At 62.4% G+C, this 22,371-nt stretch carries 19 protein-coding genes and 1 pseudogene; 2 read left to right on the plus strand and 18 right to left on the minus strand.

What is annotated here, in order from left to right; translation table 11 throughout:
• Positions 1-51: 51 nt before the first annotated feature.
• The 3 genes from AYK65_RS28300 to AYK65_RS28310 all read right to left on the minus strand — a co-directional run bounded on the left by AYK65_RS28300 (position 52) and on the right by AYK65_RS28310 (position 2,412).
• The gene (locus AYK65_RS28300) at positions 52-1,086 is read right to left on the minus strand and encodes a glycoside hydrolase family 25 protein (protein WP_026615136.1); all 1,035 of its coding nucleotides are present in this window, start codon (positions 1,084-1,086) and stop codon (positions 52-54) included.
• Positions 1,087-1,342: 256 nt separating this feature from the next.
• Positions 1,343-1,489 (minus strand): DUF1127 domain-containing protein, encoded by a 147-nt coding sequence (locus AYK65_RS28305; protein WP_077068125.1) that lies wholly within the window; start codon positions 1,487-1,489, stop codon positions 1,343-1,345.
• 191 nt (positions 1,490-1,680) lie between these two features.
• Positions 1,681-2,412, minus strand: a complete 732-nt coding sequence (locus tag AYK65_RS28310; RefSeq protein ID WP_026615137.1) for a GntR family transcriptional regulator — start codon at positions 2,410-2,412, stop codon at positions 1,681-1,683.
• A gap of 222 nt (positions 2,413-2,634) precedes the next feature.
• On the opposite strand from AYK65_RS28310, the gene AYK65_RS28315 reads away from it, so the two are divergent.
• Together AYK65_RS28315 and AYK65_RS28320 are read left to right on the plus strand one after the other, a co-directional pair.
• The gene (locus AYK65_RS28315; protein WP_081162704.1) at positions 2,635-3,648 is read left to right on the plus strand and encodes an SIS domain-containing protein; all 1,014 of its coding nucleotides are present in this window, start codon (positions 2,635-2,637) and stop codon (positions 3,646-3,648) included.
• A 79-nt stretch (positions 3,649-3,727) separates the two neighbouring features.
• Positions 3,728-4,540 (plus strand): PfkB family carbohydrate kinase, encoded by an 813-nt coding sequence (locus AYK65_RS28320; protein WP_026615139.1) that lies wholly within the window; start codon positions 3,728-3,730, stop codon positions 4,538-4,540.
• An 85-nt stretch (positions 4,541-4,625) separates the two neighbouring features.
• On the opposite strand, the pseudogene AYK65_RS28325 reads toward AYK65_RS28320, so the two are convergent.
• The 15 genes and pseudogenes from AYK65_RS28325 to AYK65_RS28395 all read right to left on the minus strand — a co-directional run.
• Positions 4,626-5,333 (minus strand): annotated as a pseudogene (locus AYK65_RS28325) (amino acid ABC transporter ATP-binding protein); the annotation flags it as partial.
• A gap of 65 nt (positions 5,334-5,398) precedes the next feature.
• Positions 5,399-6,280 (minus strand): DMT family transporter, encoded by an 882-nt coding sequence (locus AYK65_RS28330; RefSeq protein WP_081162576.1) that lies wholly within the window; start codon positions 6,278-6,280, stop codon positions 5,399-5,401.
• Positions 6,270-7,241, minus strand: a complete 972-nt coding sequence (locus AYK65_RS28335; RefSeq protein WP_046116771.1) for an amino acid ABC transporter permease — start codon at positions 7,239-7,241, stop codon at positions 6,270-6,272. The genes AYK65_RS28330 and AYK65_RS28335 overlap by 11 nt, the downstream gene beginning before the upstream one ends.
• 16 nt (positions 7,242-7,257) lie before the next feature.
• A complete protein-coding gene (locus tag AYK65_RS28340; protein WP_081162579.1) occupies positions 7,258-8,538 on the minus strand; it encodes an NAD(P)/FAD-dependent oxidoreductase in 1,281 nt (426 codons plus the stop codon).
• Positions 8,539-8,699: 161 nt separating this feature from the next.
• On the minus strand, positions 8,700-9,527 hold the full coding sequence (locus AYK65_RS28345) for a transporter substrate-binding domain-containing protein (RefSeq protein ID WP_026615144.1): 828 nt from the start codon (positions 9,525-9,527) through the stop codon (positions 8,700-8,702).
• A 232-nt stretch (positions 9,528-9,759) separates the two neighbouring features.
• The gene (gene rfbD, locus AYK65_RS28350) at positions 9,760-10,653 is read right to left on the minus strand and encodes a dTDP-4-dehydrorhamnose reductase (RefSeq protein WP_046116773.1); all 894 of its coding nucleotides are present in this window, start codon (positions 10,651-10,653) and stop codon (positions 9,760-9,762) included.
• Positions 10,650-11,720, minus strand: a complete 1,071-nt coding sequence (gene rfbB / locus AYK65_RS28355; RefSeq protein WP_081162580.1) for a dTDP-glucose 4,6-dehydratase — start codon at positions 11,718-11,720, stop codon at positions 10,650-10,652. Before rfbB ends, rfbD begins: the two co-directional genes overlap by 4 nt.
• A gap of 11 nt (positions 11,721-11,731) precedes the next feature.
• A complete protein-coding gene (rfbC, locus tag AYK65_RS28360; RefSeq protein WP_046116775.1) occupies positions 11,732-12,295 on the minus strand; it encodes a dTDP-4-dehydrorhamnose 3,5-epimerase in 564 nt (187 codons plus the stop codon).
• The gene (rfbA, locus tag AYK65_RS28365; RefSeq protein ID WP_046116776.1) at positions 12,288-13,169 is read right to left on the minus strand and encodes a glucose-1-phosphate thymidylyltransferase RfbA; all 882 of its coding nucleotides are present in this window, start codon (positions 13,167-13,169) and stop codon (positions 12,288-12,290) included. Before rfbA ends, rfbC begins: the two co-directional genes overlap by 8 nt.
• Before the next feature lie 73 nt (positions 13,170-13,242).
• The gene (locus AYK65_RS28370; RefSeq protein WP_081162707.1) at positions 13,243-14,334 is read right to left on the minus strand and encodes a glycoside hydrolase; all 1,092 of its coding nucleotides are present in this window, start codon (positions 14,332-14,334) and stop codon (positions 13,243-13,245) included.
• Positions 14,335-14,365: 31 nt separating this feature from the next.
• A complete protein-coding gene (locus AYK65_RS28375) occupies positions 14,366-15,538 on the minus strand; it encodes a polysaccharide pyruvyl transferase family protein (RefSeq protein WP_081162582.1) in 1,173 nt (390 codons plus the stop codon).
• Positions 15,539-15,584: 46 nt separating this feature from the next.
• On the minus strand, positions 15,585-16,763 hold the full coding sequence (locus AYK65_RS28380; RefSeq protein WP_046116778.1) for a polysaccharide pyruvyl transferase family protein: 1,179 nt from the start codon (positions 16,761-16,763) through the stop codon (positions 15,585-15,587).
• 37 nt (positions 16,764-16,800) lie between these two features.
• Positions 16,801-19,479, minus strand: a complete 2,679-nt coding sequence (locus AYK65_RS28385; RefSeq protein ID WP_081162584.1) for a glycosyltransferase — start codon at positions 19,477-19,479, stop codon at positions 16,801-16,803.
• A complete protein-coding gene (locus AYK65_RS28390; protein ID WP_139793376.1) occupies positions 19,469-20,938 on the minus strand; it encodes a DUF6212 domain-containing protein in 1,470 nt (489 codons plus the stop codon). The genes AYK65_RS28385 and AYK65_RS28390 overlap by 11 nt, the downstream gene beginning before the upstream one ends.
• A gap of 182 nt (positions 20,939-21,120) precedes the next feature.
• Entirely contained in the window at positions 21,121-22,371 is a 1,251-nt protein-coding gene (locus tag AYK65_RS28395) for a glycosyltransferase family 4 protein (RefSeq protein ID WP_081162587.1), read from the minus strand.

Below are 22,371 nucleotides of genomic sequence, written 5' to 3' on the forward strand. Positions count from 1 at the left end.
ACGACGATGTGAAGCTCGCGCGCTGCGGTTGATCCCCGTGGGCGGTCGTCCTCAGCTCGAACGTGCCGCTACCCAGTTGTGCCAGTCCTCCTCGCCGCCGTTGAAGACATTGAGGTCGATCCTGCCATCGACGCCGTGCGAGAGGCCCGAGCCGGAATATTGCCAGAAGAGCCATTTGCGGCCGGGATAGACTTTTGACGGGTGGGCGGCCACGGAGCGCAGCCAGAAAGGATGATTGGGGAACGCCCCTTTCAGGTTGTCGCGGTAGAAATCCGGGGCGGTGTAGATGATCGGACGCTGGCCGTAATGCCGCTCCAGCTTGTCCATGAAGACCTGCATCTTCTCCCGGACCCGCTCAGGCGATGGCCGCCTCTTGCAGCTCGATTCGCCGTTCCATTCGACGTCGATGACGGGCGGCAGCGCGTCCGGTTCACGCGGCACGTTGCGGATGAACCAATCGGCCTGCTCGCCGGCGGTGCGGCACCAGTAGAAGAAGTGGTAGGCACCCCGCTTCAGCCCGGCTGCCTGCGCCCTTCGCCAGTTCTTCTTGAACATAGGATCGAGATGATCGCCGCCATCGGTCGCCTTGATATAGGCGAAGTTGGCGCCCTGCGTCCTCAGCTTCACCCAATCGATGTCACCCTGCCAGCGCGAGACGTCGACGCCGTGGACGGCGAGCTTGCGGGGGGACCTTTTGCCGAAATTGATCGGCTTGGCGTCGCGGAAGCGGTGGCTGTAAATGCGTGCGCGGCCGCCTTGCGGCGCCGTCTCGATCGCGGGATTGTCGGGGGCAAGCATGGCGATCGGCCGTTCCGACGGAACGGGCATGCCTGCGGCTCGTTCTGCCGGCATGAAAGCCTGCGGTTCCGGGGGAGGTCCTGCCCAGGCGAGCGCCTCCTGCGGCGGAGCGGGTTGAACATCACCGGCGACGATATTCGTGGAAGGCACGGGACTTGCCGGCCGGACGACGGAGCTCGTCGTCTCTCGCGACGGCCGCTCGGCGCGATCCCGACCGCCTCCGAATCCGCAGGCAGACAGAGCCACACAGGCGAGGAAGATTGCTGAAAGACCCGATAGACGACGCATAGGAACCCGCACGCGAAACAAATGACGGCGAGGTTCGGCGCCGTCAGGACCCACTGACGTGACTTGCTAACGGGAAATTACCAAGAAAGATTGAATCCAATCTTTACGGGTGCCGCTGCCGGTGCCGCGGAGGAGAAAATTAGTGATGAGCGTCCGTCCGCCACCGAGATCGTGCTGGTGCTCGGGAAAAATAAAAGCGCCCGCTCAAGAGGATGCGGGCGCTTCAACAGATCTGAGCTATATCGTCGCTGAGGCCTTAGCGGCCAACGGCAGCCCGGGCAACACGATGGATATCGGCGCGATCGATGCCGAGGTCGTGCAGTTCGCGGGTCGACATGCGGCCCAGTTCGGCAACCGTCTGACGATACTTGCGCCAGTTGTTGAAAGAGCGTGCTACGTTCATTTTGATCCCCTTTCTTGGGCTTTTGGAGCCTGGCTGCCAGTCCGCGGCGCCTCGCTCGCTTCGATGAGCAGGATATAATGCAGACCCTTCGCAGATTGCAGCGCTGAGACTTCAGCGCTCCCATGCGTCAGATGCATGGGTGCGACGGTCCCTCGCCGGGTGCAAGATCCAGTATCGAGCCGTCTTTGCGGCTATTTGCGTGCGAAGCTGAAAGTGAAGTGACTGCCGCGATGGTAGTCTATGGCGTAGATGACGGGCAGGCCGGCGGGACTGTAACAGGTCTCCCGGATAAGCAGCGCCGGTCCGAAATCCCTGAGATCATGGCGCTCGACCACCTCTTCCGGCAGCATTACCGCCGAGACGGTCGCTGCGGACATGCGCGGCCGATGCTTGTATTTATCGAGCAGCTCCAGCAGCGAACCGCTCCAATCGACATCGTACAGCCGCGAGGGGATAATGCTGCGCGGTATGTAGTCGACGGAATAAAGGATCGGTTCGTCCTCCTGCAGCCGCAGCCGCTCAAGGCGGATGACCCGCTCGCCGGGGGCGAGCCTCAATTGCTCGGCGGTAACCGCATCGGGCATTTCCTCTGCGATCGAAAGCACCTTGCTGACCGTCTCGTAACCATAGTGCCGCGTCATCTCGGTGACGCTTTCGAACACGGTGATCGGCCGATCCACCTGGACGGCCGACATCGGGGAAACAAACCGACCCCGGCCATGCTCGACATAGATGATTCCGTCCTGCTCCAGCAGTTTCAGTGCCTCGCGCAGCGCCGGTCGTGAGATCTTGAAACGCTGCGTAAGCTGCGCCTCGGTCGGCAGCTTGTCGCCCGGGTTGAGCCCTTCGTCCCGGATCAGGTCGGCAATGCGGTCGCGGAGCTGGATCACCAGAGTGCGCGTGTCGCGAAGGGGCTCGTCCAATTCCTCTCTCCGAATGAAAGCAGATGAAATTCTTCTTGTCTGACAAATCCAGACAGGTCAAGGCTTCGCCAACTTCCGTGGAGGTCGCAATCCGTTTCGGGCATCACCTTATCCAGATTGAGCAAGATATCTCCCTTGACACCCATGAGCAATGTTGTCAGTTGTCTTACAACATTGCTGCGCGACGAGCTGGCAATTGCAGCGCCAATCGAGAGAAAGCCCATGCTGAACTTTGACGAACAGAGATTCCTTCGTATCCAGTCGGGCGCGGTCGCCCTCAGGCAACGCCTGGACAAAGTCATTGCGTCCTGCCTTGAAAAGGGCGCGGAGAACATCTTCTTTCTCGGAACCGGCGGCGCCGCCATTCTGATGCAGCCTGCGGCCCAACTGCTGCAGCGCCAGTCGCGCTTCCCCGTCTTCATCGACCTGCCCGCGGAACTTGTCGTCACCGGATCGGTAAATCTCACGGCGAAGTCGATCGTCGTCATCCCCTCCCTTTCCGGAACGACGAAGGAAAGCGTGGCTTTCCTCGCCAAGGCGAAGGAGGTTGGCGCAACCGTGCTGACGCTGGTCGGGCATCAAGAAACCCCGCTCGGAAAAGGTGGCGATCATGCCTTTGTCAATTTCGCCGAGGACGACACGTCCTGCGAGTCCTTCTACTTGCAATCACTCTTCATCGCGCTTTCGATCATGCGCCATCGCGGTGAAATCGAGAATTACGACCAGGTCGTCCGCGAGCTCGAGGCGCTTCCGCGACTCCTGCTCGAGGTGAAGCGCAGCTATGAGGAAAAGGCCGAGGACTTCGCCAGAATCCTTGCCGGCTCGGATTATCATATCATCACCGGCGCAGGGAATGTCTGGCCCGAGGCCTTCTATTACGGCATGTGCATTCTTGAAGAAATGCAATGGATCCGTACCCGTCCCGTCCACGCCTCCGATTTCTTCCACGGTACGCTGGAGCTCGTCGATAAGGACGTCAGCGTGGTTCTCTTCAAGGGCGAGGACAGCCTGCGGCCGCTCGCCGATCGCCTGGACAACTTCGCTCGCAACTACACCGACAAGCTCACGGTGCTCGACACCGCGGAATTTGCGCTGCCCGGCATTTCCCCTGAGGTGCGCGGTCTCGTCTCGCCGATCGTTCTTGCCACCCTGCTCGAACGCATCAGCGCGCATCTCGAAGTCATGCGCAATCATCCGCTGACGACGCGGCGCTACTACAAGCGCGTTGCATACTGACGGGACAGACGGCAAAGCATCGAAGGCCGCGGAACGCCCCCTAGCGTCCGCGGCCTCGTCACCACGCCCGGAGACAGCCATGGCCTCTTTCCGTTTCGCCGCCGTCGGCGACAATTGCATCGATCGCTTCCTCCCTCCCCTGGCACGATCCTACGTCGGCGGCAATGCGATCAATGTCGCCGTTCAACTCGCGCGGCTCGGCCACCAGGCCTTCTACTTCGGCGCCATAGGCTGCGATGACGACGGCGCAAAGGTCCGCGGCCGACTGCGTGACAATGGTGTGCACGTGAACTACTTGCGCGAGCGCGACGGCAATACCGCCTATACCAACATCGACGTCACGCCCGCGGGCGACCGGATTTTCGTTTACGAGGATTTCGGGGTCTGTGCAGGATACCGACCGGAGCCAGCCGATTTCGAGGCACTGAAAACGATGGACCATGTGCACATCGGCTGGCTCGACGACGGCGGCGCGCTCCGCCGAGCGCTTTCGAGGGCAGGCGTCAGCGTCTCACAGGACGTCTCGGTGAATGCCGCTGCCGCCAATCTCGGCGTCGAGGGGCTATCGGTCGCCTTCGGCTCCGCCGGCGAGGACGACTCCAGGGCCGAACGCCTTATCCATGATTTTCTGTCAGACGGCGCGCGCCTCGCCGTAGTGACGCGCGGCGGTCACGGTTCGCTTGCAAGCGATGGCGCGACATGCGCCGCGGCCGGCATCCGGCCTGTGCAGGTGGTCGACACGACCGGCGCCGGCGACAGTTTCATCGCCGGTTTCATAGCCGCCCATATTGCGGGCGAGCCGCTCGCCGAATGCCTGCACGCCGGGCGCGATCTGGCGGCACTGACCTGCACGCATGTCGGCGGCTTTCCGCAGGATCCGCAGCCGCTCTGACGTACCGGCTAAACCCCCGCCTCGCTAGGGCGCTGGAGACCCTGCATGGGCCGCGCGGTTCGCTGCTCGGCCGCGCGGCTTTCCGTCAATGCAGCAACTGGCTCAGAAACAGACTGGCGCGCTCCGTCTTCGGGCGCGCGAAGAATTCTTCCGGCTCGCCCTCTTCGACGATGCGGCCGCGGTCCATGAAGATCACCCGGTCCGCCACCTGACGTGCAAAACCCATCTCGTGCGTCACGCAGATCATGGTCATGCCATCATTCGCCAGCGCCACCATGGTGTCGAGCACTTCCTTGACCATTTCCGGATCGAGGGCGGATGTCGGCTCGTCGAAGAGCATGACCTTTGGATTCATGCAGAGCGCCCTCGCGATCGCTACCCGCTGCTGCTGACCGCCCGAAAGCTGGCCCGGATATTTGTTCGCCTGCTCCGGAATGCGCACCCGGCCGAGATAGTGCATGGCGATCTCGATCGCTTGCTTGCGCGGCATCTTCTTCACCCACATCGGCGCGAGGATGCAGTTCTCGAGGATGGTCAGGTGCGGAAACAAGTTGAACTGCTGAAAGACCATGCCGACCTCACGCCGGACGGCGTCCACCTTGCGGTCGTCCTCGCCGAGTTCGACGCCGCCGACGGTGATGTCGCCCTGCTCGTGCGCCTCGAGACGGTTGATGCAGCGGATCAGCGTCGACTTTCCCGAGCCTGACGGGCCGCAAATGACCACCTTCTCACGCGGCGCGATCAAGAGGTTGATGTCGTCAAGCGCGTGATAGCGGCCATACCACTTGTGGACACCACGCAGCGCGATCTCCGAGGTGGCCATGTCGATCGAAGTGGGCATTCTTACCTCCAGGATTTTCATTTCAGGACGAGCCATGCGGAGAGCACGATGACCAGGGCACCGATTATCGTGTGCAGCTCGATCGGAGCGGAAAATAGGAGAGCCCCATAGAGGCCGCCCCAGATGATCTGACTGTATTGGAACGGCGCCACAACCGATGCATCGCCGACGCGAAAGGCGCGCACCAGGAGGAAATGGCCGCCCAGCAGCAAGAGACCGGCCGCGCCGGCGGCTAGAAGATCGGTTGCTGTCGCCGCCTCCAGCCCGCGGCCGATCATGGAGGCGCCAAAGGCGGCGGTGGCAAGCACCACGAGCAACGTCGCGACCAGAGCCAGGTCGCTCTCGCTCGTCTTGGCGCGCCGCAGGAGAACGAGGGAAAGAGCAAAGGCGAGAGCCGAGGCCGCAGCCGCGGCATGGCCGAGATTGAGCGGCGCAATTCCCGGCCGGAGCGCAATGGCAACGCCGGTGAAACCGATCATCACTCCGCTCCAGGCCAGTGGCGACAATCTTTCTCCAAGCAGCACAAAGGCGAGTATCGCCACCAGAAGCGGCGTTAGGAACGCCAGCAGGTAGGCTTCGGCGAGAGGCAGCATCGAAAACGCGTAATGGATGAGCAGGGTATCGACGGCAAGCAGGAGAGCGCGCATGAGGGCCAGATACGGGTGGCGCGGCAGGAGCGATCCGATGCTGCCGGTCGCGCCGGCGTAGGCGCTAAGGAGCACGAGCGCCGCAATCGTGATCATGAACGTCACCTGCGGCACCTGAAAGCGCTCCGCCAGCAGCTTCACCAGCACATCGGCGCCGGAGAACACGGCGAAGGCCATGAACCCTAGCGTGGCGGCGCGCACGTTCCGCCGCATACCGGCCCTTGCCGGCGCGACATTCGCATCAACGGACATTGAAGCGTCCGAACCGGGCTTCGATGCGCGACTGCAGGAATTCCAGCCCGACCGAAAGGATCCAGTAGATCATCGAGGCGGTGATCAGCATTTCGATGTGACGGAATTCGGTCTGTCCTTGCGTGCGGGCGAGATACATGAGTTCCCAGACGCCAACAACGGAAACGAGCGAGGAGTCCTTCAGCATCGCGATGAACTGGTTGCCGGTCGGCGGGATGATGACGCGCATCGCCTGCGGCAGGATCACGAGCCCCATCGTCTGGCTCGGGCTCAAGCCTAGCGCGGTCGCCCCTTCGGTCTGCCCTCGCGGAATGCTCTCTATGCCCGCGCGGAAAATCTCCGTCATGTAGGCGCCGTAGCAGAGCGAAAGAGCGAGGATGCCCGCCGGAACCGCACTGATCACATAGCCGACCTGCGGCAGCCCGAGATAGATGATGTAGATCTGCATCAAGAGCGGTAGGCCGCGGAAGAGGGAAGTATAGAAGGTCGCAAGTCCGTAGATGACGCCGTTCTTGGAAAGCTTCGCGATCGCCCCGACAAGCGCGATGACAGTCGCGACCGCGATCGAGATCACCGAGATATAGAGTGTCGTGACCACGCCCTGCGAGATCAGAAAGCCGACCTTTTTCGCAATGAAAGCAAAGGAAAGATCGAAGGAATAGAAGAACAGCATCAGGAGCACGAAAAGCTCTATCCACACGCCGACTACCTGGAAGCTGCGCGGCAGTTGCCGAAGAGCCTTCCAGTTCACGGCTGCGATCGAGGCGATCATCATCGCGCCGATCAGCCGCGCAAGCGCAGGGTTGGCGGCGAGCCAGTCCGATGCCGTCGGCAGCACGCGCCCGATCCAGGCCGGGCTCACCCCGAGTCCGTAGATTGCGAGAGTGATGAGCGCGAGGATGACGAAAACCCCCGTGCGTCGCGCGGCATCCGGATAAGTCAGTATCAGGCGACCAATCATTCGTTCCCTCCGGCGTTCAGGCCGCGCGCTCGCGCCACCAGTCCTGTGCCTGCAATTTCCAATAGGTGAGCTGGGCGACGGCGAGCCCTGCATAGCCGCCGGCCCAGACGAGCCCGAAGGGCTTGAAAAGCTTGTAGCGATCGGACTGTCCCAAAATCCCTTCGGCCACCAGTTTTCCGCCGATTGCCGTCGTGTTGAGGCCATGGCCGCCGAAAGCCGTGCAATACCAGACACCCGGCTGCAGCTCACCGATCTGTGGCATGAGGTGGCGCGCATAGGACATGAGGCCCGACCAGGCGAGTTCCGTCTTCAGATCCTTCAACTGCGGATATGTGCCAACCATCTCGCGCCGCAGTTCCGTCGCAAGCGTCGCCGGCAAGGCTGCGCGCGTGGTGATCCTTCCTCCCCACAACAGTCGTCTTCCGCCATCGACCAGCCGGTAGTAATCGCCGGCACGCCGGTTGTCGCCCACCGCGTCTGTGGTGGCGATGGCGTCACACAGGAGTTCCGGTGCCTCCTCGCTGACCATCACATAGGTCGCGATCGGCAGGAAAGAGCGCTTCAGCCGACCGTTGAGCGATCCTGTATAGCCGCCGGTGGTGAAGACAACCTGGCGCCCCTTGACCCGACCACGGGCGGTGGACACCACCTTTTCGGCGCCGCCGAGCGCGCTTCCCGTCGCAGCCGATCCCTCATAAATTCGCCCGCCGAGACGCTCCAGTTCGTCGGCAAGCCCGCGCAGATAATTGAGCGGATGCATATGAAAGGCCCGTCGGTCGCGCAGCCCATGGAAGTAGCGCTTCGATTTGAGCACCGAGCGGACCTGCTCCGCGTCGAGATAGTCGAGTTCGTAGCCATAGGCCCGCTTCAACTCGTCCGCGTGGGCCTTCAGGCTGTTCCCGTCATCATAGCGCACGACGCCCATAACTCCGGGCTGTGGCCGAGCGCCGTCGATCTTCAGCGCCTCGATCGTTTCGCGCACGAAATCGACGCCTTCGATCGAAAGAAGATGCAATTGCCGGGCGGTCTCATCTCCGACCCTGCGGGCGATCTCGGCGCTGCCGGTCGCAAAGCCGGGGCTAACGAAGCCTCCGTTGCGGCCGGAAGCACCGAAGCCGACGCTTTCCGCCTCGAGCACGACAACCGATTGGCCGGCGCGCGCGAGCTGCAGCGCGGTTGTCAGACCTGCAAGCCCTCCTCCGACGATAACGGTTTCACATTCGATCACTTCTGACAGGACTGGTCTGACCTTCGCGTTGGCCAAAGTCTGTTTGTAATAGGTGTCAGGATAGGACATCTTCTCTCGTGCAAAGGTCGCTTGACGGTGGCTGCTGGAGCGGTGCCGGCCTGGCACAAGGCATAGCGGGCGGTGCCCGCCGCATGCCGCGCCCACACGTCGTCGGAACGGATCAGGATCGTGATCTGGACCGGTGAGACCCAAATCACGATCCGGCGACATCAGTCGGCGCTATAGTCCTTGCCGTACCACTTGGTGGTCAGGGCCGCGAGCGTACCGTCCTTCTTCATTTCAGCGATGATATCGCCCACCTTTTTCGTCCACTCGGCGTCGACCTTCTCGGCAATCACCACCAACGGCTCCTTGAAGGCATATTCGCCATCGAGAACGCGCAGCGGGTAGCCATTTTTGATCGCGTTGAGCGCGGTCTGCTCCGGCGCAATGACCGCGTCCAAGCGCACACCGTCGCCGAGACGCAGATCGTCGAAAGGCAGCATGGAGTCGGCGAAGGTGCGGATTTCGCCCGGCTCCAGCTTGTACTCCACCGGCGGCAGGCCGGGTGCATCGATTTCCAGCTGGCGGCGGATGTAGTCCTCCGACGTCGTCGCCGTCTCGACACCGATGATCTTGCCGTTGAGGTCGGCAACGGCCTTCGCCTGGCTGTCCTTGTGCAGGACGTAGACATAAGGGCTGTAGTAATAAATGCCGGCGAAGTCGATCACCTGGGCACGCGCCTTCGTCGGGGTGACCGAGCCGACGCCGAGATCGTAGCGTCCCTGCCAGCGACCGCCGGTCAGCGTCGCCCAGTCGGGCGTTTCGAAGCTGACCTCGACCCCGAGCCGCTTGGCGATTTCCTTGGAGACGTCGATATCAAAGCCGACGAGTTGATTGCTGTCGTCGAGATAGCTCTGGGGCGGCCAGCCGCTATTGGTGGCGACCACAAGGGCCTTCTTGCCCATGACCCGGTTGAGCGTTTCACCCGCCTGTGCCGCAGTCGCAAAGGCCAGCGCGGCGACGCCGATGGCAAGCTGTGTAAACAGTCTTTTCACGCATTCCTCCTGTTTTTCGTCAGCCGTGGGGTTCCCGTTCCTGTAAGATGTCTGACAACTGAAACTGTAAATCGTACGATCCTCGTGTCAAGGCGGGATCGTCGCTCCGTCTATGAAACGAAATGATGAGACCATGCGGATTCGTGATGGCAGTTGTAGGCTCTGCCGCCGCATTCTCCTGAGACGAACGCCTGGCCGCTGGTTCAGAACGGAGGGCGCGCCCCTCGTAAATTCAGCGCCGTCCGTCTCGGAGGAGCCGCTCCACCGCCGTCTCGACCGAGTGCTGCCAGGCGGGCATGACGCAGCCGAACGTCGCAGAGAACCTCGCTGTCGACAGGCTTGAATTGGCAGGACGGCGCGCCGGCGTCGGGAACTCGGCTGTCGTGACGTCTCGGACAAGCGCCCAAGGGCCGCCGCGGGTACGGCTCACCGCGAGGACGTGGCGCGCCAGATCCGCACGGTTGGTGACGCCTGTGCCGACGAGGTGATAGACGCCGAAAACGCTGTCATCTGTGGCTTGGATCATTCGCGCCGCGACCTCGAGCACGGCCTCCGCGATGTCGAGCGCCGAGGAGGGATTGCCCCATTGGTCGGCCACGACTTGAACCTCCTCGCGGTTCTCCGCGAGCCGCAGCATGGTCTTCACGAAATTCTTTCCGAAGGGGCTGTACACCCATGCCGTCCGCAAGATCAGATGGCGTGGATTTGCCGCCGCCACGGCTTTTTCGCCGGCAAGCTTGGTCGCTCCATAGACGCTCAGCGGAGCCGGTGGATCGTCCTCAACATAGGCGCCTTCCTTGCTCCCGTCGAAGACGTAATCGGTGGAAACATGGATGACCGGCAGCCCAAGACAGGCGGCCGCTTCGGAAACCGCGCCTGCCCCCGTGGCATTGACGGCGAGCGCCAATTCCGGCTCGGCCTCGGCCTGGTCGACGGCGGTGTAGGCGGCGGCCGAGATGACAAGATCGGGACGGCAGCGCTCGATCGTGGGCAGAATCGTTTCCGCGCGCGTCAGATCGAGATACGGCCGCCCCACCGTCACCACCTCGGTGTCCGCCCGCTCGCGCGAGCGTTCGACAAGGCTCCGGGCCAGTTGTCCGTTGCAGCCTGTAACGACAATCCTCATCGGATGCTCCGACGTTGTCCGCCGAGGCGAGCGCCCGCATAGCGCTCACGCCGAATCGGCTCCCACCACCAGTCGTTGGTGAGGTACCAATCGACCGTCTCGCTCAGGCCCGCCTCGAACCCCCGCTTCGGCCTCCAGCCAAGTTCCCGCTCGATCTTCGAAGGGTCGATCGCGTAGCGGCGATCATGGCCTGGCCGGTCGGAGACAAACGCGATCAGATCTCGGTAGCTTCTGCCGCTTCTACGCGGCGAACGGACGTCGAGCAGGTCACAGATGTTCTCCACCACCAAGAGATTGCTGCGCTCGGCACGCGCACCGATATTGTAGCTCTCTCCCGGTCTGCCCTTCGTCATCACAAGCTCGAGCGCCCGCGCATGATCGTCCACATGAAGCCAGTCGCGGACGTTCGCACCGCTTCCATAGATCGGCAGCGGCCTCTCCTCAAGGGCATTGATGATGACGAGCGGGATCAGTTTTTCCGGGAAGTGGAACGGGCCGTAATTGTTGGAACAGTTGCTAAGCACGACCGGCAGTCCGTAGGTGTGATGCCAGGCGCGAACGAAATGATCCGCTGCTGCCTTGGATGCGGCATAGGGCGAGGATGGTTGGTAGCGCGTCTCTTCCGAAAAGAAGCCACTGTCGAAGGGGAGATCCCCGAAAACTTCGTCCGTCGAGACATGGTGAAATCGGAATCCGTCGCGTGCTTCGGCACCAAGTTCCGACCAGTAGGTCAGCGCGGCGCAGAGCAAGCGCACCGTGCCGACGACATTGGTTTCGGCAAAGACGTTCGGCCCTTCGATCGACCGGTCGACATGGCTCTCGGCCGCAAGGTGCATCACCTTGTCGATGCGCTCGCGGCGCATGATGTCCAGGAGCGCGTGCTCATTGCACACATCGACGTGATAGAAGGCGTAGTTTGGCTGCGCTTCGACGGCCCGCAGAGAAGCGAGATTGCCGGCATAGGTCAGCTTGTCGACATTGACGACGCGCTCCGCCCCGCTCGCGACCAGATGCCGGCAGACGGCAGAGCCGATGAATCCCGCCCCGCCCGTGACCAGGACCCGCATCGCCGCCTCCCCTACACCGAGAGGTCGAAAGGTGTGGCGTCGGTGAGCAGGGGCGCATTCCGGTCCTTCGCGGACAGATGCAAACCGCCGGCATCAAGAGGCCACTGAATTCCGATCTGCGGATCATCGAAGCGGATCGCTCGATCATGTTCGGCGGAGTAGTGCTCGCTCACCTTATAGACAACCTCCGTCTCCGGTTCGAGAGTGAGGAAGCCGTGGGCGAACCCCACGGGCACCAGTATCTGGTTCCACCGTTCGGCCGAGAGCTCGAGTCCGATCCATTGCGCGAAGGTCGGCGACCCCTTGCGAATGTCGACCGCGACATCGAATACCCGTCCCCGGACTACGCGCACGAGCTTTGCCTGCGCCCGCGGCGGAAGCTGGTAATGCAGGCCGCGCAGCGTCCCCACCGCCACGGAATAGGAATGATTGTCCTGCACGAAGCTCACATCGATGCCGTGCTCGGAGAGCCTCGCCGCATTGTAGACCTCTGAAAAGAAACCTCGCTCGTCCGTGAGCCTGCGCGGGACGATCTCCATGACACCATCGAGGCCAAGGCGTTTGATCTCAAGCATCGGCACGTTCCCTGATGCGCCGCCGGAGATAGGCGGCATATTCATTCTTTCCGAGGAGGGCAGCGCGGGCGAGCACCTGGTCGGCCGAGACATAGCCGAGTTCGAAGGCGATCTCCTCCGGGCACATGACCTTGACGCCCTGGCGGTGCTCGATGGTGCGTACGAAGGAAGCGGCATCATGCAGGCTATCATGCGTCCCGGTATCGAGCCAGGCAAAGCCCCGTCCGAGCCGGCAAACATGGAGGTCTCCGTGCTCGAGATAGGCACGGTTGACATCCGTGATCTCCAGTTCGCCGCGGGCGGACGGCTTGATCGAAGCGGCGATGTCGAGCACGTCGTTCTTGTAGAAATAGAGCCCCGTCACCGCCCAGCTCGACCTTGGCCGCTCCGGCTTTTCTTCGATCGTCTCCGCCTGCCCGGTGCGGCTGTTGAAACTGACGACGCCGTAACGCTGCGGGTCGTCCACCTGATGGGCGAAGATCGTGGCGCCGCTTTCCCGCGCCGAGGCCTCTCGGCATAGCTCGGGCAGCCCCGCGCCATAGAAGATATTGTCGCCGAGGATCAGTGCGACATTACTGTCGCCAATAAAGTTCCGGCCGATGATGAAGGCCTCAGCGAGTCCATTGGGCTCGGCCTGCTCCGCATAGGAGATCGCGAGCCCGAGTTCGCTGCCGTCGCCGAGCAGTTCTTCGAAGAGCGGCCTGTCCCTCGGCATGGTGATCACCAGGATCTCACGAATTCCGGCCAGCATGAGCGTGCCGAGCGGGTAATAGATCATCGGCTTGTCGTGTACGGGAAGCAATTGCTTCGAAACCGAGATCGTGACGGGGTAAAGCCTCGTCCCCTTGCCGCCTGCAAGAATGATACCCTTCATGCGGTGCCTCCGGTTCCTGCCCGGATGTCTCGGCCACCGTCGCTCCCGCTATTCTGGTCGCGCTCACTCCAGGTCATTTTGCGCGCCCCTCTGGTGTTTCGGCCGGTTCGATTGCCGCCGCGGCGGCGGGACTCAACTTGCCGCAGCGCCAGAGGCTGTAAGAGGGCTCGGTATCCCAGTCGTAATAGAAGGCCGCCGTCAGCCGCTTTTCTTCCATAAGGTCGCCGAATGCCGCCCGCGTGGCTTGGATCGTGCTTTCGCGCCAACTGTCGTCGACGGGGCAGGAACGTGCCGTATTGGCGACCCCCCATTCCGTTACCCAGCAGGGCTTGCCCAGATCGGCCGGCTGGCAGAAATCGAGAAGGTTCGTCACTCGGCGATCGAGCGCGGCTGCGGGCAGCCGTCCGGGATAGATGTGGATACCGTAGGCGTCGACGAGGCTGTCCATTCCACGCTGGCGGAGAGCGGCAATGAACTCGCCCGGGTCGAGCCGTTCCATGCCGCGCTGGTCTGCCTGCTCGGCGCTCATGTCGGAAAGACCGGCGGAAACGACGGCGGCATCGCGACTATGCACCGTCGCGCGCACTTCGTCGCGGCTGATTTCGAGAACCCGAATGTATGTGTCGAGGCCCCGCTCGAAAGCAGCCCGGTCCTGTAGCTCGGCGATGCTGCGCGGGCTTCGCGGCCCCGGCTCCCGGTAGACGGCGAGGTCTCCATTGTAACCGGCATAGTTGATTTCGTTTCCGGGCTCGATCGCTTCGAGGCGGATGCCGAGCGCATCGATACGCTGGAGCGCTTCGTGGAGACCCTTGCGGTACCGGTCGGGATCGAGATCGGACAAGCGATAAATGTCCCAGACGCGGCCGAAGCCGGTCCGCGGACGGGCGCTCTCGGGATAGTAGCTCTTGTTCGCAAGCTGGATCTCGAGAAGGATGCGCAAGCCGAGCCTGCTTGCGATCTCCACCGCCTCGATGCTCTTGTCGACCGGCCGCGACAGCGAGACCCGGATATGGGTCGCGCCGCTCGCGGCGATGTCCTTCAATATTCTCTCCTGCTCTGCGCGAGGGAGCCAGGCGAGGTGCAGGCGGTTGACGCCGATGCGGGGCGCCGCCGCGTCACCGGCATGGGCGAGCGGCGAAAGCGCCAGCAGCGCGGCGAAGAGCAGCGCGACGGGCCCTGCCCTGCCGCTCCCGCGCCTAAAGGCCCACATGCGCGAGAGCGCTGCGGAAGTTGGACTCGCAGGCCGAGTAGCGGTCGATAACGGCCTGCGAGTCGATATTGGCAAGGAAATTCGCGAGATAGGTTCTTCTGTCCGCCTCACGGTTCCAGATCGCCGCTTCGATATAGGGGAAGCCGATGAACTCCAGCATTTCCCGCATGCGATCGTCGACGGCAATCATCAGCGAGGGTACGCCCGCCTGCATGCCGATGACGCAACCATGGAATCGACGACCGAAGCAGAGATCCCGCGACGAGACCCAGCCGCGCCACTGGTTGGTGTCGAAGAAGACCAGGAGCTCGTGCTTCCTCTGCCATTTCTCCGAATGCTTGTATTCGGTCTGGCCGGTGATGCGCCCGCTTGCCCGGTCGTATACATGGACGTCATCCTCGACGGGCAGGGCGAGATTGTATGCGACCACTTCGTCCTGGACGACATAGCTTGCGACACTATCCGGCTTCAGGAGCGCGTGGGCATCGACGATCGTATCGGCGACGCTGCCGAGATAGCCGCCGAAGGCGATCTTCTGCGCCGACGCCAGCTCCGGAGTGGCGAGCGCTGTCAGTGAACGCTTCATCTCGTTCGGTGCAAAGAAAAGCGACGGGCAACCCGTCGGCTTCACGAACTTCATGCCCTGCTCCCTGAGGAACTCGGCGGTGAAGTAGCCGCGGGTGAGAAAGAAGCTCTCCTTGTTTCTGAGGACTTCCAGGAATTTGAGGGTTCCCGCCGGCAGACTTTCCTTGAGCCCCTCTCTGCGCTGGATGCCGATACCCATGACCACGACGGGCATCTTCAGCTTGCCGAACACCTCCGCCTCGAGAGCGGCCGAGTAGCCGGGGCGCAGGAGATTGGCCGAGGCGAAAACGCAGATGTCGAACTGCTGATGGAGGTGCTCGTAGACCTCGTCCGAGTTGCGGCTGTTGGCGAGATGCCAGAAGGGCACATAGGTGACGTCATGCCCTCGAAGGGCGTTGGCGGCACCTTCGCCGATGAGGTAATTGCCGGTATTGGCGATTTTTCTGACCTGATCGATCAAGTCCTTCTTGGTCCTGACCTCATCGAAATAGGGCCTGTGGCGGACCTCCGCCCCGGACACGCCCGCGACGGTGCGCTGCAGATATGAAGGGATTCCTGTAAGCAAGATACGCATCGATACACCTAAATGAGTGCGAGACCAGCAAACGTTTGACGAACGACTAATGCCCGATGCCGATCTCGCGTAGAGCGGAGCGGAACGTGCGCTCGCGATCGGAATACCTGTCGACAAGTTCCGACGCATTCAGCCCGGCGAGGTGATCGGCAACGAATTCGGCCCTGTTTTCCGCCTTGTCGACGTCAACGACATCGATTGCCGGCAGGCCCGTGTAGCCCAACATCTCGCGCATTCGGTCGTCAACCGCCACCATCAGGCTCGGCACGCCCGCCTGCATGGCAATGATCGAGCCGTGGAAACGCCGGCCGAAGTTGAAGTCCATGGACGAGGCCCAGGCGCGCCACTGGTTCGTGTCGAAGAAGGTGCGAACGTCGAATGGCGTTTTCAGCCGCTCGGTACCGGGATAGCTCAGCTCGCCGAGCATGGTGCCGGAGGCGGAATCGTAGACGCGCCCGTCGCCATTCGCCTCCACGTTCATGTCGAAGTGGAGGAACTCGTCCTGGATCACGTACTGGGGGCGCGAACCCTCAGGCGCCAGCGCCGCGGCGTCGACGATGCAATCGTGGTTTGCGCCGAGATAACCGGAGAAGATGGTGCGCGCCTTGCCCACCTCGACTTTCGGCAGCTTCTTCAGCGATGCGCGCATGTTGTGCGGCATGAAATAGATGGACGGGCAGCCGGTCGGCTGGACGTAGGAAAAGCCCTGGTCCTTGAGGAAGCCCGCCGTCTCGAATCCGCGCGTCAAGAAATAGTGTTCACGCTCCTTCAGGACGTCGAGGAGTCGCTTAGTCCCCTCCGGCAGGCTGTTCTCGAGGTCGCGGCGGTTCTGGAGGCCGATACCGAGCATGACGATCGGCATCTTGAGTTTGCCCAGCACTTCCGCCTCAGCGTCCGCAGAGAGGCCCTTGCGCAGCAGATTGGCGCAGGTGAAAACGCAGATATCGAAATTGGCGTTGAATTCCTCGAGCCCCACTCCGTTCTTGCTGCAATTGTAGAGGTGCCAGAACGGCACCTGCTTGGCATGCGGCGCGATCGCGCGCAACGCCCCCTCGCCGATCAGATAGTTCCCGGTATTGCTGATGTTGCGAAGCTCCTGAAGAAACTCCTCCTTCGTCTCGGGCTGCTTCTGCCGCTCCGAATAGGAAACCGACAAGCCGTGGGCGCCGTTGGCAAGGCGCGTGTAATGACCAGGAATTCCCGTCACGAGGATTCTTGGACGCATGCACTAGATCCTTCTCTTTGACATCGGCGGGAACCTGTCAGCCCACTGCCGCAACTTCGGGATTGGATATCTCGCAGCCGCGAATAACCTTGGCGCGCGAGAGCGATGAATTGTTCACTGAGCGGTCGCACCAGCCGAGGAACTCAGAAAAGGAGGATGTCCACGAGCGGCGGGCCGCCGTTCTCAAGCACCCCTCCATGAGCGGTGCGAGCTTCTGGCGATTATGGGCCACCTCTTCGATGACCTTCGCCATGCCCCGCACCACCTGCGGATCGGCGGAGGCGTCGATCAGGATACCGTCCTCGCCATCGGTTATGAGCTCGTCGACGGCTCCGACCGCCGTGGCGATCGGAACGCAGCCGAGCTGCTGCGCCTCCGCGATCATCAGAGGAGCGCCCTCCCATCGCGAGGGCATGAGGAGCACGTCCGCCCAACCGAGCGCCTTGATCAGATCCTTGCTTGCAAAGACGGGCGGCCGCACCTCGACACCGAGATCCCTCAGCCGATCCGTCCACGAGATGGTGGCATCCGCGAGGATTTCGCCGCCGATCGCGCGTGCGTCGAACGCCACGCCCGAGGCGCGCAGCTCGGCGATTGCCGCGGCCAGCCGGTCGATACCCTTCTGCTGATCGAGCCGGCCCATATAGAGGACGCGAAGCCGGTCGTCCTTGCGCTCGATCCGTCTGACCGACAGGACCTCGGCCAATACCTTGGGCGGCACGGAAAAGCTCGCGCCGTTGGGAACGGCGAAGACCTTCTCATGCGGTACGCCGAAGCTGTGCAGATAGATCTTGAGCTGCTCCGAGCAGGTGAGGAAAGCGTCGTAGCAATGCTCATGGGCAATCGCGGCAAATGGCTGGCCGGCAGGCCGCTTGAAATGCGTATTGTCCACGACGTGAAGGTAGCAGGCGGTGCGTGTTCCTTCGGAGCGCAGCCGCGCGATGAGCGGGTGCACGGCCATGACGTGATTGTTGATGATGAGGTCAAAGCCGGACAGTTGACCTTTGAGCGCCGCCCAATCGACCTCATGACCTTCTGCAATGAAGTCCTGCCCGAGGAACGAGCCCGAGCCGCCCCAGGCGGGGATGCCCTGATCCCAGAAGTGAATGTAGTCGAAGCTCTGATCGAACTCGTCTATCACGTCCATTCTGGACGTCCCGAGCACGAACAGATGGGTCTCGTATCCGGCCGCCTTCAGTTCGCGCGCCGCCGCGTAGACGACCTTCTCGGCTCCGCCGAAGGAGGCGTTGGGAACGAGCAGCGCCGCCGTTCGCTTGGCCCCCTCGCTATGGCCGAGCGGCAGGACGGGCGAGCCGCCGAGCTCGTGGCGGAGCGCCTTGTGGAGCTCCGAGTAGGGAACCAGCCGCGCCGGGCGCCAGGTCCAGCGCCTGCCGGCCGTGCGCCTCAGCGGGCTCGTCGCGATGGCGTTGACGCAATTGATCATCACCTGCTGGGGCGTGATGAGCGAGCGGCGCGGCAGGGTTCGCGGAAACGGGAAGCGCACCTTGAGCACGGCCGATGTGGGCCAGACCTGCTGGTTGCCGATCGACGCGAACCAATCGAGGGCGTTGTTGTGGATCACGTCGCGCACGAGCGAGGTCGAAAGGAAGATAAGATCGGCATGCCCCACATGCGCACCGGCCTCATGGAAGACCGGCTCGATCTTGCGCTGCGTGGCATCGTTGCCGAGCTGGACGAAAACGACGTTGGCCTTGTCGCTCAGGCGCTCAAGATGCGAGAGTACGTTCGGCAGCATGCGGGAGCGCAGAAGCAGGTCGAGCGTCGCGCCGCTTCCGGCCACCAGGAAGGGCGGGAAGTGGACGTTGTCCGGCTCGCCGATGCTTGCCCAGAACGCCGGAATGATATCGTCGAGACGAAGCCTCTTCGGCGGCTTGGTGGGATCGGTGAAGAACGAAATGGCGGCATCTTCCGTTCGCGCGAAGAGATAACGGGGGCATTCCTCATGCTCGAAATCGACGAGCATCGGACGCTGGAACAGAGCCCGATGGCGCTTTCTGAGGAAGCTTACCGAGGCGGCACGGTCCCGGTTCGCCTCCTTGAATCGGCTCTCCGCCCGAAGCCGGTATTCGAAGGTCGTGTCGTGGCACGGCGTGCCGACGAAGCCATGTTCTATGCACGACAGCCAGAATTCCCAATCCTCGAAGCCGTTCTGCCTGTCGTCGTTGAAACGGACGCCTGCCCGGAACACGTCGATCGAGATCATCGAGCCCGTGTCGCAGATATTATCCGTGATGCAGTGGACGAGCCGCGAATAGCGATTGCCGTAATGGGCGCGCCAGCTCACCGAGAAGGTGTCTATATTGGTGTAGACCCAGCCGCAGCCGCTCTCGGTGAGCTGCCCGTAGAGCGTCTCGATCGTGCCGGGCAGGACGCGGTTGTCGGCGTCGAGAAAATAGACGGCGCGCGCTTCCGGCAGGTTTTCGAGCACATAGTCGATCGCGCGGTTGCGCGCCCCACCCGGTCCGGCATTCGCTCCGAAGAGCACATGAACCGCTGGATGGGCGGCGGCATAGAGCAGCAATTGGTCGAAGGTCTCCTGTCGCGGATCGCCGTCCACGGATACGACGATCGCAATCCTGCACGTCGAAACAGTAGAGGCGAGCACGGACTCGATCGCCTCCAGGACGAGTGCGGCATGGCCGTAGAGCGGCATGGCGACCGCGATCAGATCCGGAGTTTCCTTGCTAGCGGACATGGGATGTCCCTCCGGACTGCTTCACCAGGCGGAAGCCGGAAACCTTGAGCCAGGAGAAATCGACGGAATCCGTCACGGCGCGGCTGAGAATCATCAGATCCATCGGCGCGCGCACCGGCTCGTCCAGTTGAAAGTTGATGTTGACGGCCTGCTCGGCAGTCACTTCACGCCATCCGCTGAAGAACGCCGAAGGCTTGGCGGAACCCTTGCGCGCGAGTTCGGCCACCTCAGAGCGCGCATTCGAATTGGCCGGCGCGAGCAGAAAGCTTACTGCCGCAGGCGCACCCTTCGGATGGTCGATTATGGCGCTCGCCGAGAAGGATATGGTGCCGGGCTCTACCGCGCGGCCGATGGTGCCGGCCGAAATGCCGCTCGCCAGCGGATGGCACACAACGGCATGCTCGTGCTCGAGGAAGCGAACGGTCTGGAACTCCGGGACAATCGGGGTAACCGAGACGTCGACGATCTGGCTCAAAAGATCGACCGCCAGGCGGTAGTCCTCGATGAAATGGCCGTCGAGCAGAGCGGTTGGAGCGATCATGTTGGGCATCCGGGTCGGCCTGACACCCGGCAACCCGGTATAAACCCGGAACGCCAGGGGGCGCAGATCGAGGTCGGCATGAGGGGTCTCCGATCGCGCCGTGTAGCGCTCGCTGGCGATCGGATAGCCGAGCGAAAGCCCTACCGTTTCCGCGCCCGTCGTGGAGACCCGGAGCCTGAGCGTCCTCGCCCCGCCTCCGCAGGTCCGCGGCAGCGCGAAGAAATTCCAGCCGCCGGCAAGCTGCGCGTAGGGCACGGTCCACTCGGCCACGCCTTCGCCGTTCTCGACATAGCTCAGCATGACGCTCAGCTCGCCGCCTTCCCTCGGAACGGAATTGAGATGAAGCGCGACGCCGGCGACACCGTGGCTTGAGACCGGCAGGAGCTGTTCGACATAGCCGGTTGCCAGGAGTTGCCCTATTCCCTCGTCCTTCGGATCGACATAAGGATCGTGCGCGAAGATCTCGGTGACCGGCTCCCAGTTTCGCGCCTGGAACGCGTCTTCGAGTGCCCGGTAGTTCTCGAGCAGAGCCTCGCGCTCGCGTCTGAGAATGGCAACCTCGGAAGTGACCGACGTGGTGAAACGGGCAAGCCGCCCGACGCCGCCCTCGACCAAGGTGCGGACGAGCGCCAAGCTCTCCGCTTTGCTGCCCAGGTCAACCCGTTGAATAGGCACCTCGGGGACGGTTCCAAGCGCATTGACGGCGGCAAGCCCCACCCTCAACTCGGCCTCGCCCTCATCGGAGAAGGCGAGCCCTACAAGCGGGAACGCGTTTTGCAGTGGAGTTTGAGAGCTTGTACCCGTCTCAAGGAAATGGACCAGATGCTCGATGTCGCTCCCCTCGACATTTGCCCGGTCCCGATCAGATGCCACAACCAGCCTTCGCTTCGCGGGCGATTGCCTTACGCTAGAAGACATCAACTCTTGCACGCAGCGACCTCAGAAGAAATCGAATTATAAGGAGATGAATTTGCCGGCGAATAAATAAGTCGCCCTGGATCCCTCATCGTCAAAAAACTATATCTATGATTTCTGCAGTGCACAATTATAAAATTGTGGGGTTCTGATATAAAATTATACTTCAAAAATAGAAGCAATAATCACGCAAGCTGCGCTTCTTTCGTTGATAGTGCAACTTGGCCGACAATATTTCTGATCAGCGTCGATTGACGCGCGATACAATCGTCCAGTCGGAACCGTTGCTCGACCGTCCTGCGCGCTGCAGTTCGCAGCTCGCGGAAATCATCGGGCCGCGCCAGGACCGCGAGAATGGACTCGGCGAGCGCGTCCGTATCGAAGAACGGGATTAGGAGGCCGTTGCGGCCCGAGCGGATGACCTCCTGGACCGGGGCGGTATCCGATCCGATGACCAGCGCACCGCAAGCCATTGCCTCCAGCACCGACCAGGACAGCACGAAAGGATAGGTGAGGTACAAGTGAGCCGCGGAGATCTGGAAGAGCTGACGGAGCACCGAATGTGGCACGACGCCGGGAAAAATGAGCCGCTCGCGCGGGACGTCCAGCGATTCGAGGAGGTGATCTTTCCAGGAACCTCCGCCGGGGGGCGGCGCGCCGTAGCTCACGCCGTCGCCGCCGACGAAGACGAACAGCGCGTCGGGGTGTCGCCGAACGACCTTGGCAGCGGCCTCCAGCGCCTGTGGAAATCCCCGATACGGCTCGAGATCGCGCGCGACGAATGTGACGATCGGGGGATCGCCCGCCTTGAGCACGCGCCCATCCGGAAGCTTCAGCGAAGCGGCCGGATCGGGGCGGAAGCGCCGCGTGTCCACGCCCTCGTGGCAGACGGCGATGCGCTCCCGCACATCGGCCGGATAGAGGCTTCGCTGCCAATTGGTCGGGCTGATGCCTCCGTCCATCGCCTCGAGCGACAGGAGCTGCGCGATGTTGCGAAGACGCAATCTCTTGCGGGTCTCCGAATCGGGCTGGTTGTCGGGGGCGAAACCGATATCCGCCCCTTCTGCCCGATAGAAGAACTCGCAATAGCCGAGTGTGGGCACGCGCGGCAGCACGTCCTTGATGAACATCATGCTGCCCCAGCCGATATGGCCGAGAACGATGTCCGGGACCTGGCCAAGGCGCGCCATGGCGTCGAAGGTCTCCGCAACCCGATGGCCGATCCGCACATGATGATCGGGAACGCCGAGATGCCGCGCCATTTGCGGATGCGCCCTGGGGCCGGGCTCGGCACGATGCCGAACGACCCTCACGGAAGGGATCTTCTGATCCACTGTCTCCGTCACGAGGGTCACCTCGTTTCCGGCAACAGCCAAATGGGAAGCCAGGGCGGCGAACTGACCGAAACCGCGACGGTGTACAAACGCTACATGCAT

It is taken from the genome of Ensifer aridi (genome assembly GCF_002078505.1).
Taxonomy (GTDB): Bacteria; Pseudomonadota; Alphaproteobacteria; order Rhizobiales; family Rhizobiaceae; genus Sinorhizobium; species Sinorhizobium aridi.

Excerpts from the sequence above, each read along its gene's own strand:
- AYK65_RS28335 (WP_046116771.1), bottom strand. The coding sequence starts at position 7,241 with ATGATTGGTCGCCTGATACTGACTTATCCGGATGCCGCGCGACGCACG.
- AYK65_RS28340 (WP_081162579.1), bottom strand. The coding sequence starts at position 8,538 with ATGTCCTATCCTGACACCTATTACAAACAGACTTTGGCCAACGCGAAG.
- AYK65_RS28385 (WP_081162584.1), bottom strand. The coding sequence starts at position 19,479 with ATGTCCGCTAGCAAGGAAACTCCGGATCTGATCGCGGTCGCCATGCCG.
- AYK65_RS28395 (WP_081162587.1), bottom strand. The coding sequence starts at position 22,371 with ATGCATGTAGCGTTTGTACACCGTCGCGGTTTCGGTCAGTTCGCCGCC.
- AYK65_RS28390 (WP_139793376.1), bottom strand. The coding sequence starts at position 20,938 with ATGTCTTCTAGCGTAAGGCAATCGCCCGCGAAGCGAAGGCTGGTTGTG.
- rfbA (WP_046116776.1), bottom strand. The coding sequence starts at position 13,169 with ATGAAGGGTATCATTCTTGCAGGCGGCAAGGGGACGAGGCTTTACCCC.
- AYK65_RS28330 (WP_081162576.1), bottom strand. The coding sequence starts at position 6,280 with ATGTCCGTTGATGCGAATGTCGCGCCGGCAAGGGCCGGTATGCGGCGG.
- AYK65_RS28320 (WP_026615139.1), top strand. The coding sequence starts at position 3,728 with ATGGCCTCTTTCCGTTTCGCCGCCGTCGGCGACAATTGCATCGATCGC.
- rfbD (WP_046116773.1), bottom strand. The coding sequence starts at position 10,653 with ATGAGGATTGTCGTTACAGGCTGCAACGGACAACTGGCCCGGAGCCTT.
- AYK65_RS28315 (WP_081162704.1), top strand. The coding sequence starts at position 2,635 with ATGCTGAACTTTGACGAACAGAGATTCCTTCGTATCCAGTCGGGCGCG.
- rfbB (WP_081162580.1), bottom strand. The coding sequence starts at position 11,720 with ATGCGGGTCCTGGTCACGGGCGGGGCGGGATTCATCGGCTCTGCCGTC.
- rfbC (WP_046116775.1), bottom strand. The coding sequence starts at position 12,295 with ATGCTTGAGATCAAACGCCTTGGCCTCGATGGTGTCATGGAGATCGTC.
- AYK65_RS28380 (WP_046116778.1), bottom strand. The coding sequence starts at position 16,763 with ATGCGTCCAAGAATCCTCGTGACGGGAATTCCTGGTCATTACACGCGC.
- AYK65_RS28300 (WP_026615136.1), bottom strand. The coding sequence starts at position 1,086 with ATGCGTCGTCTATCGGGTCTTTCAGCAATCTTCCTCGCCTGTGTGGCT.
- AYK65_RS28375 (WP_081162582.1), bottom strand. The coding sequence starts at position 15,538 with ATGCGTATCTTGCTTACAGGAATCCCTTCATATCTGCAGCGCACCGTC.
- AYK65_RS28305 (WP_077068125.1), bottom strand. The coding sequence starts at position 1,489 with ATGAACGTAGCACGCTCTTTCAACAACTGGCGCAAGTATCGTCAGACG.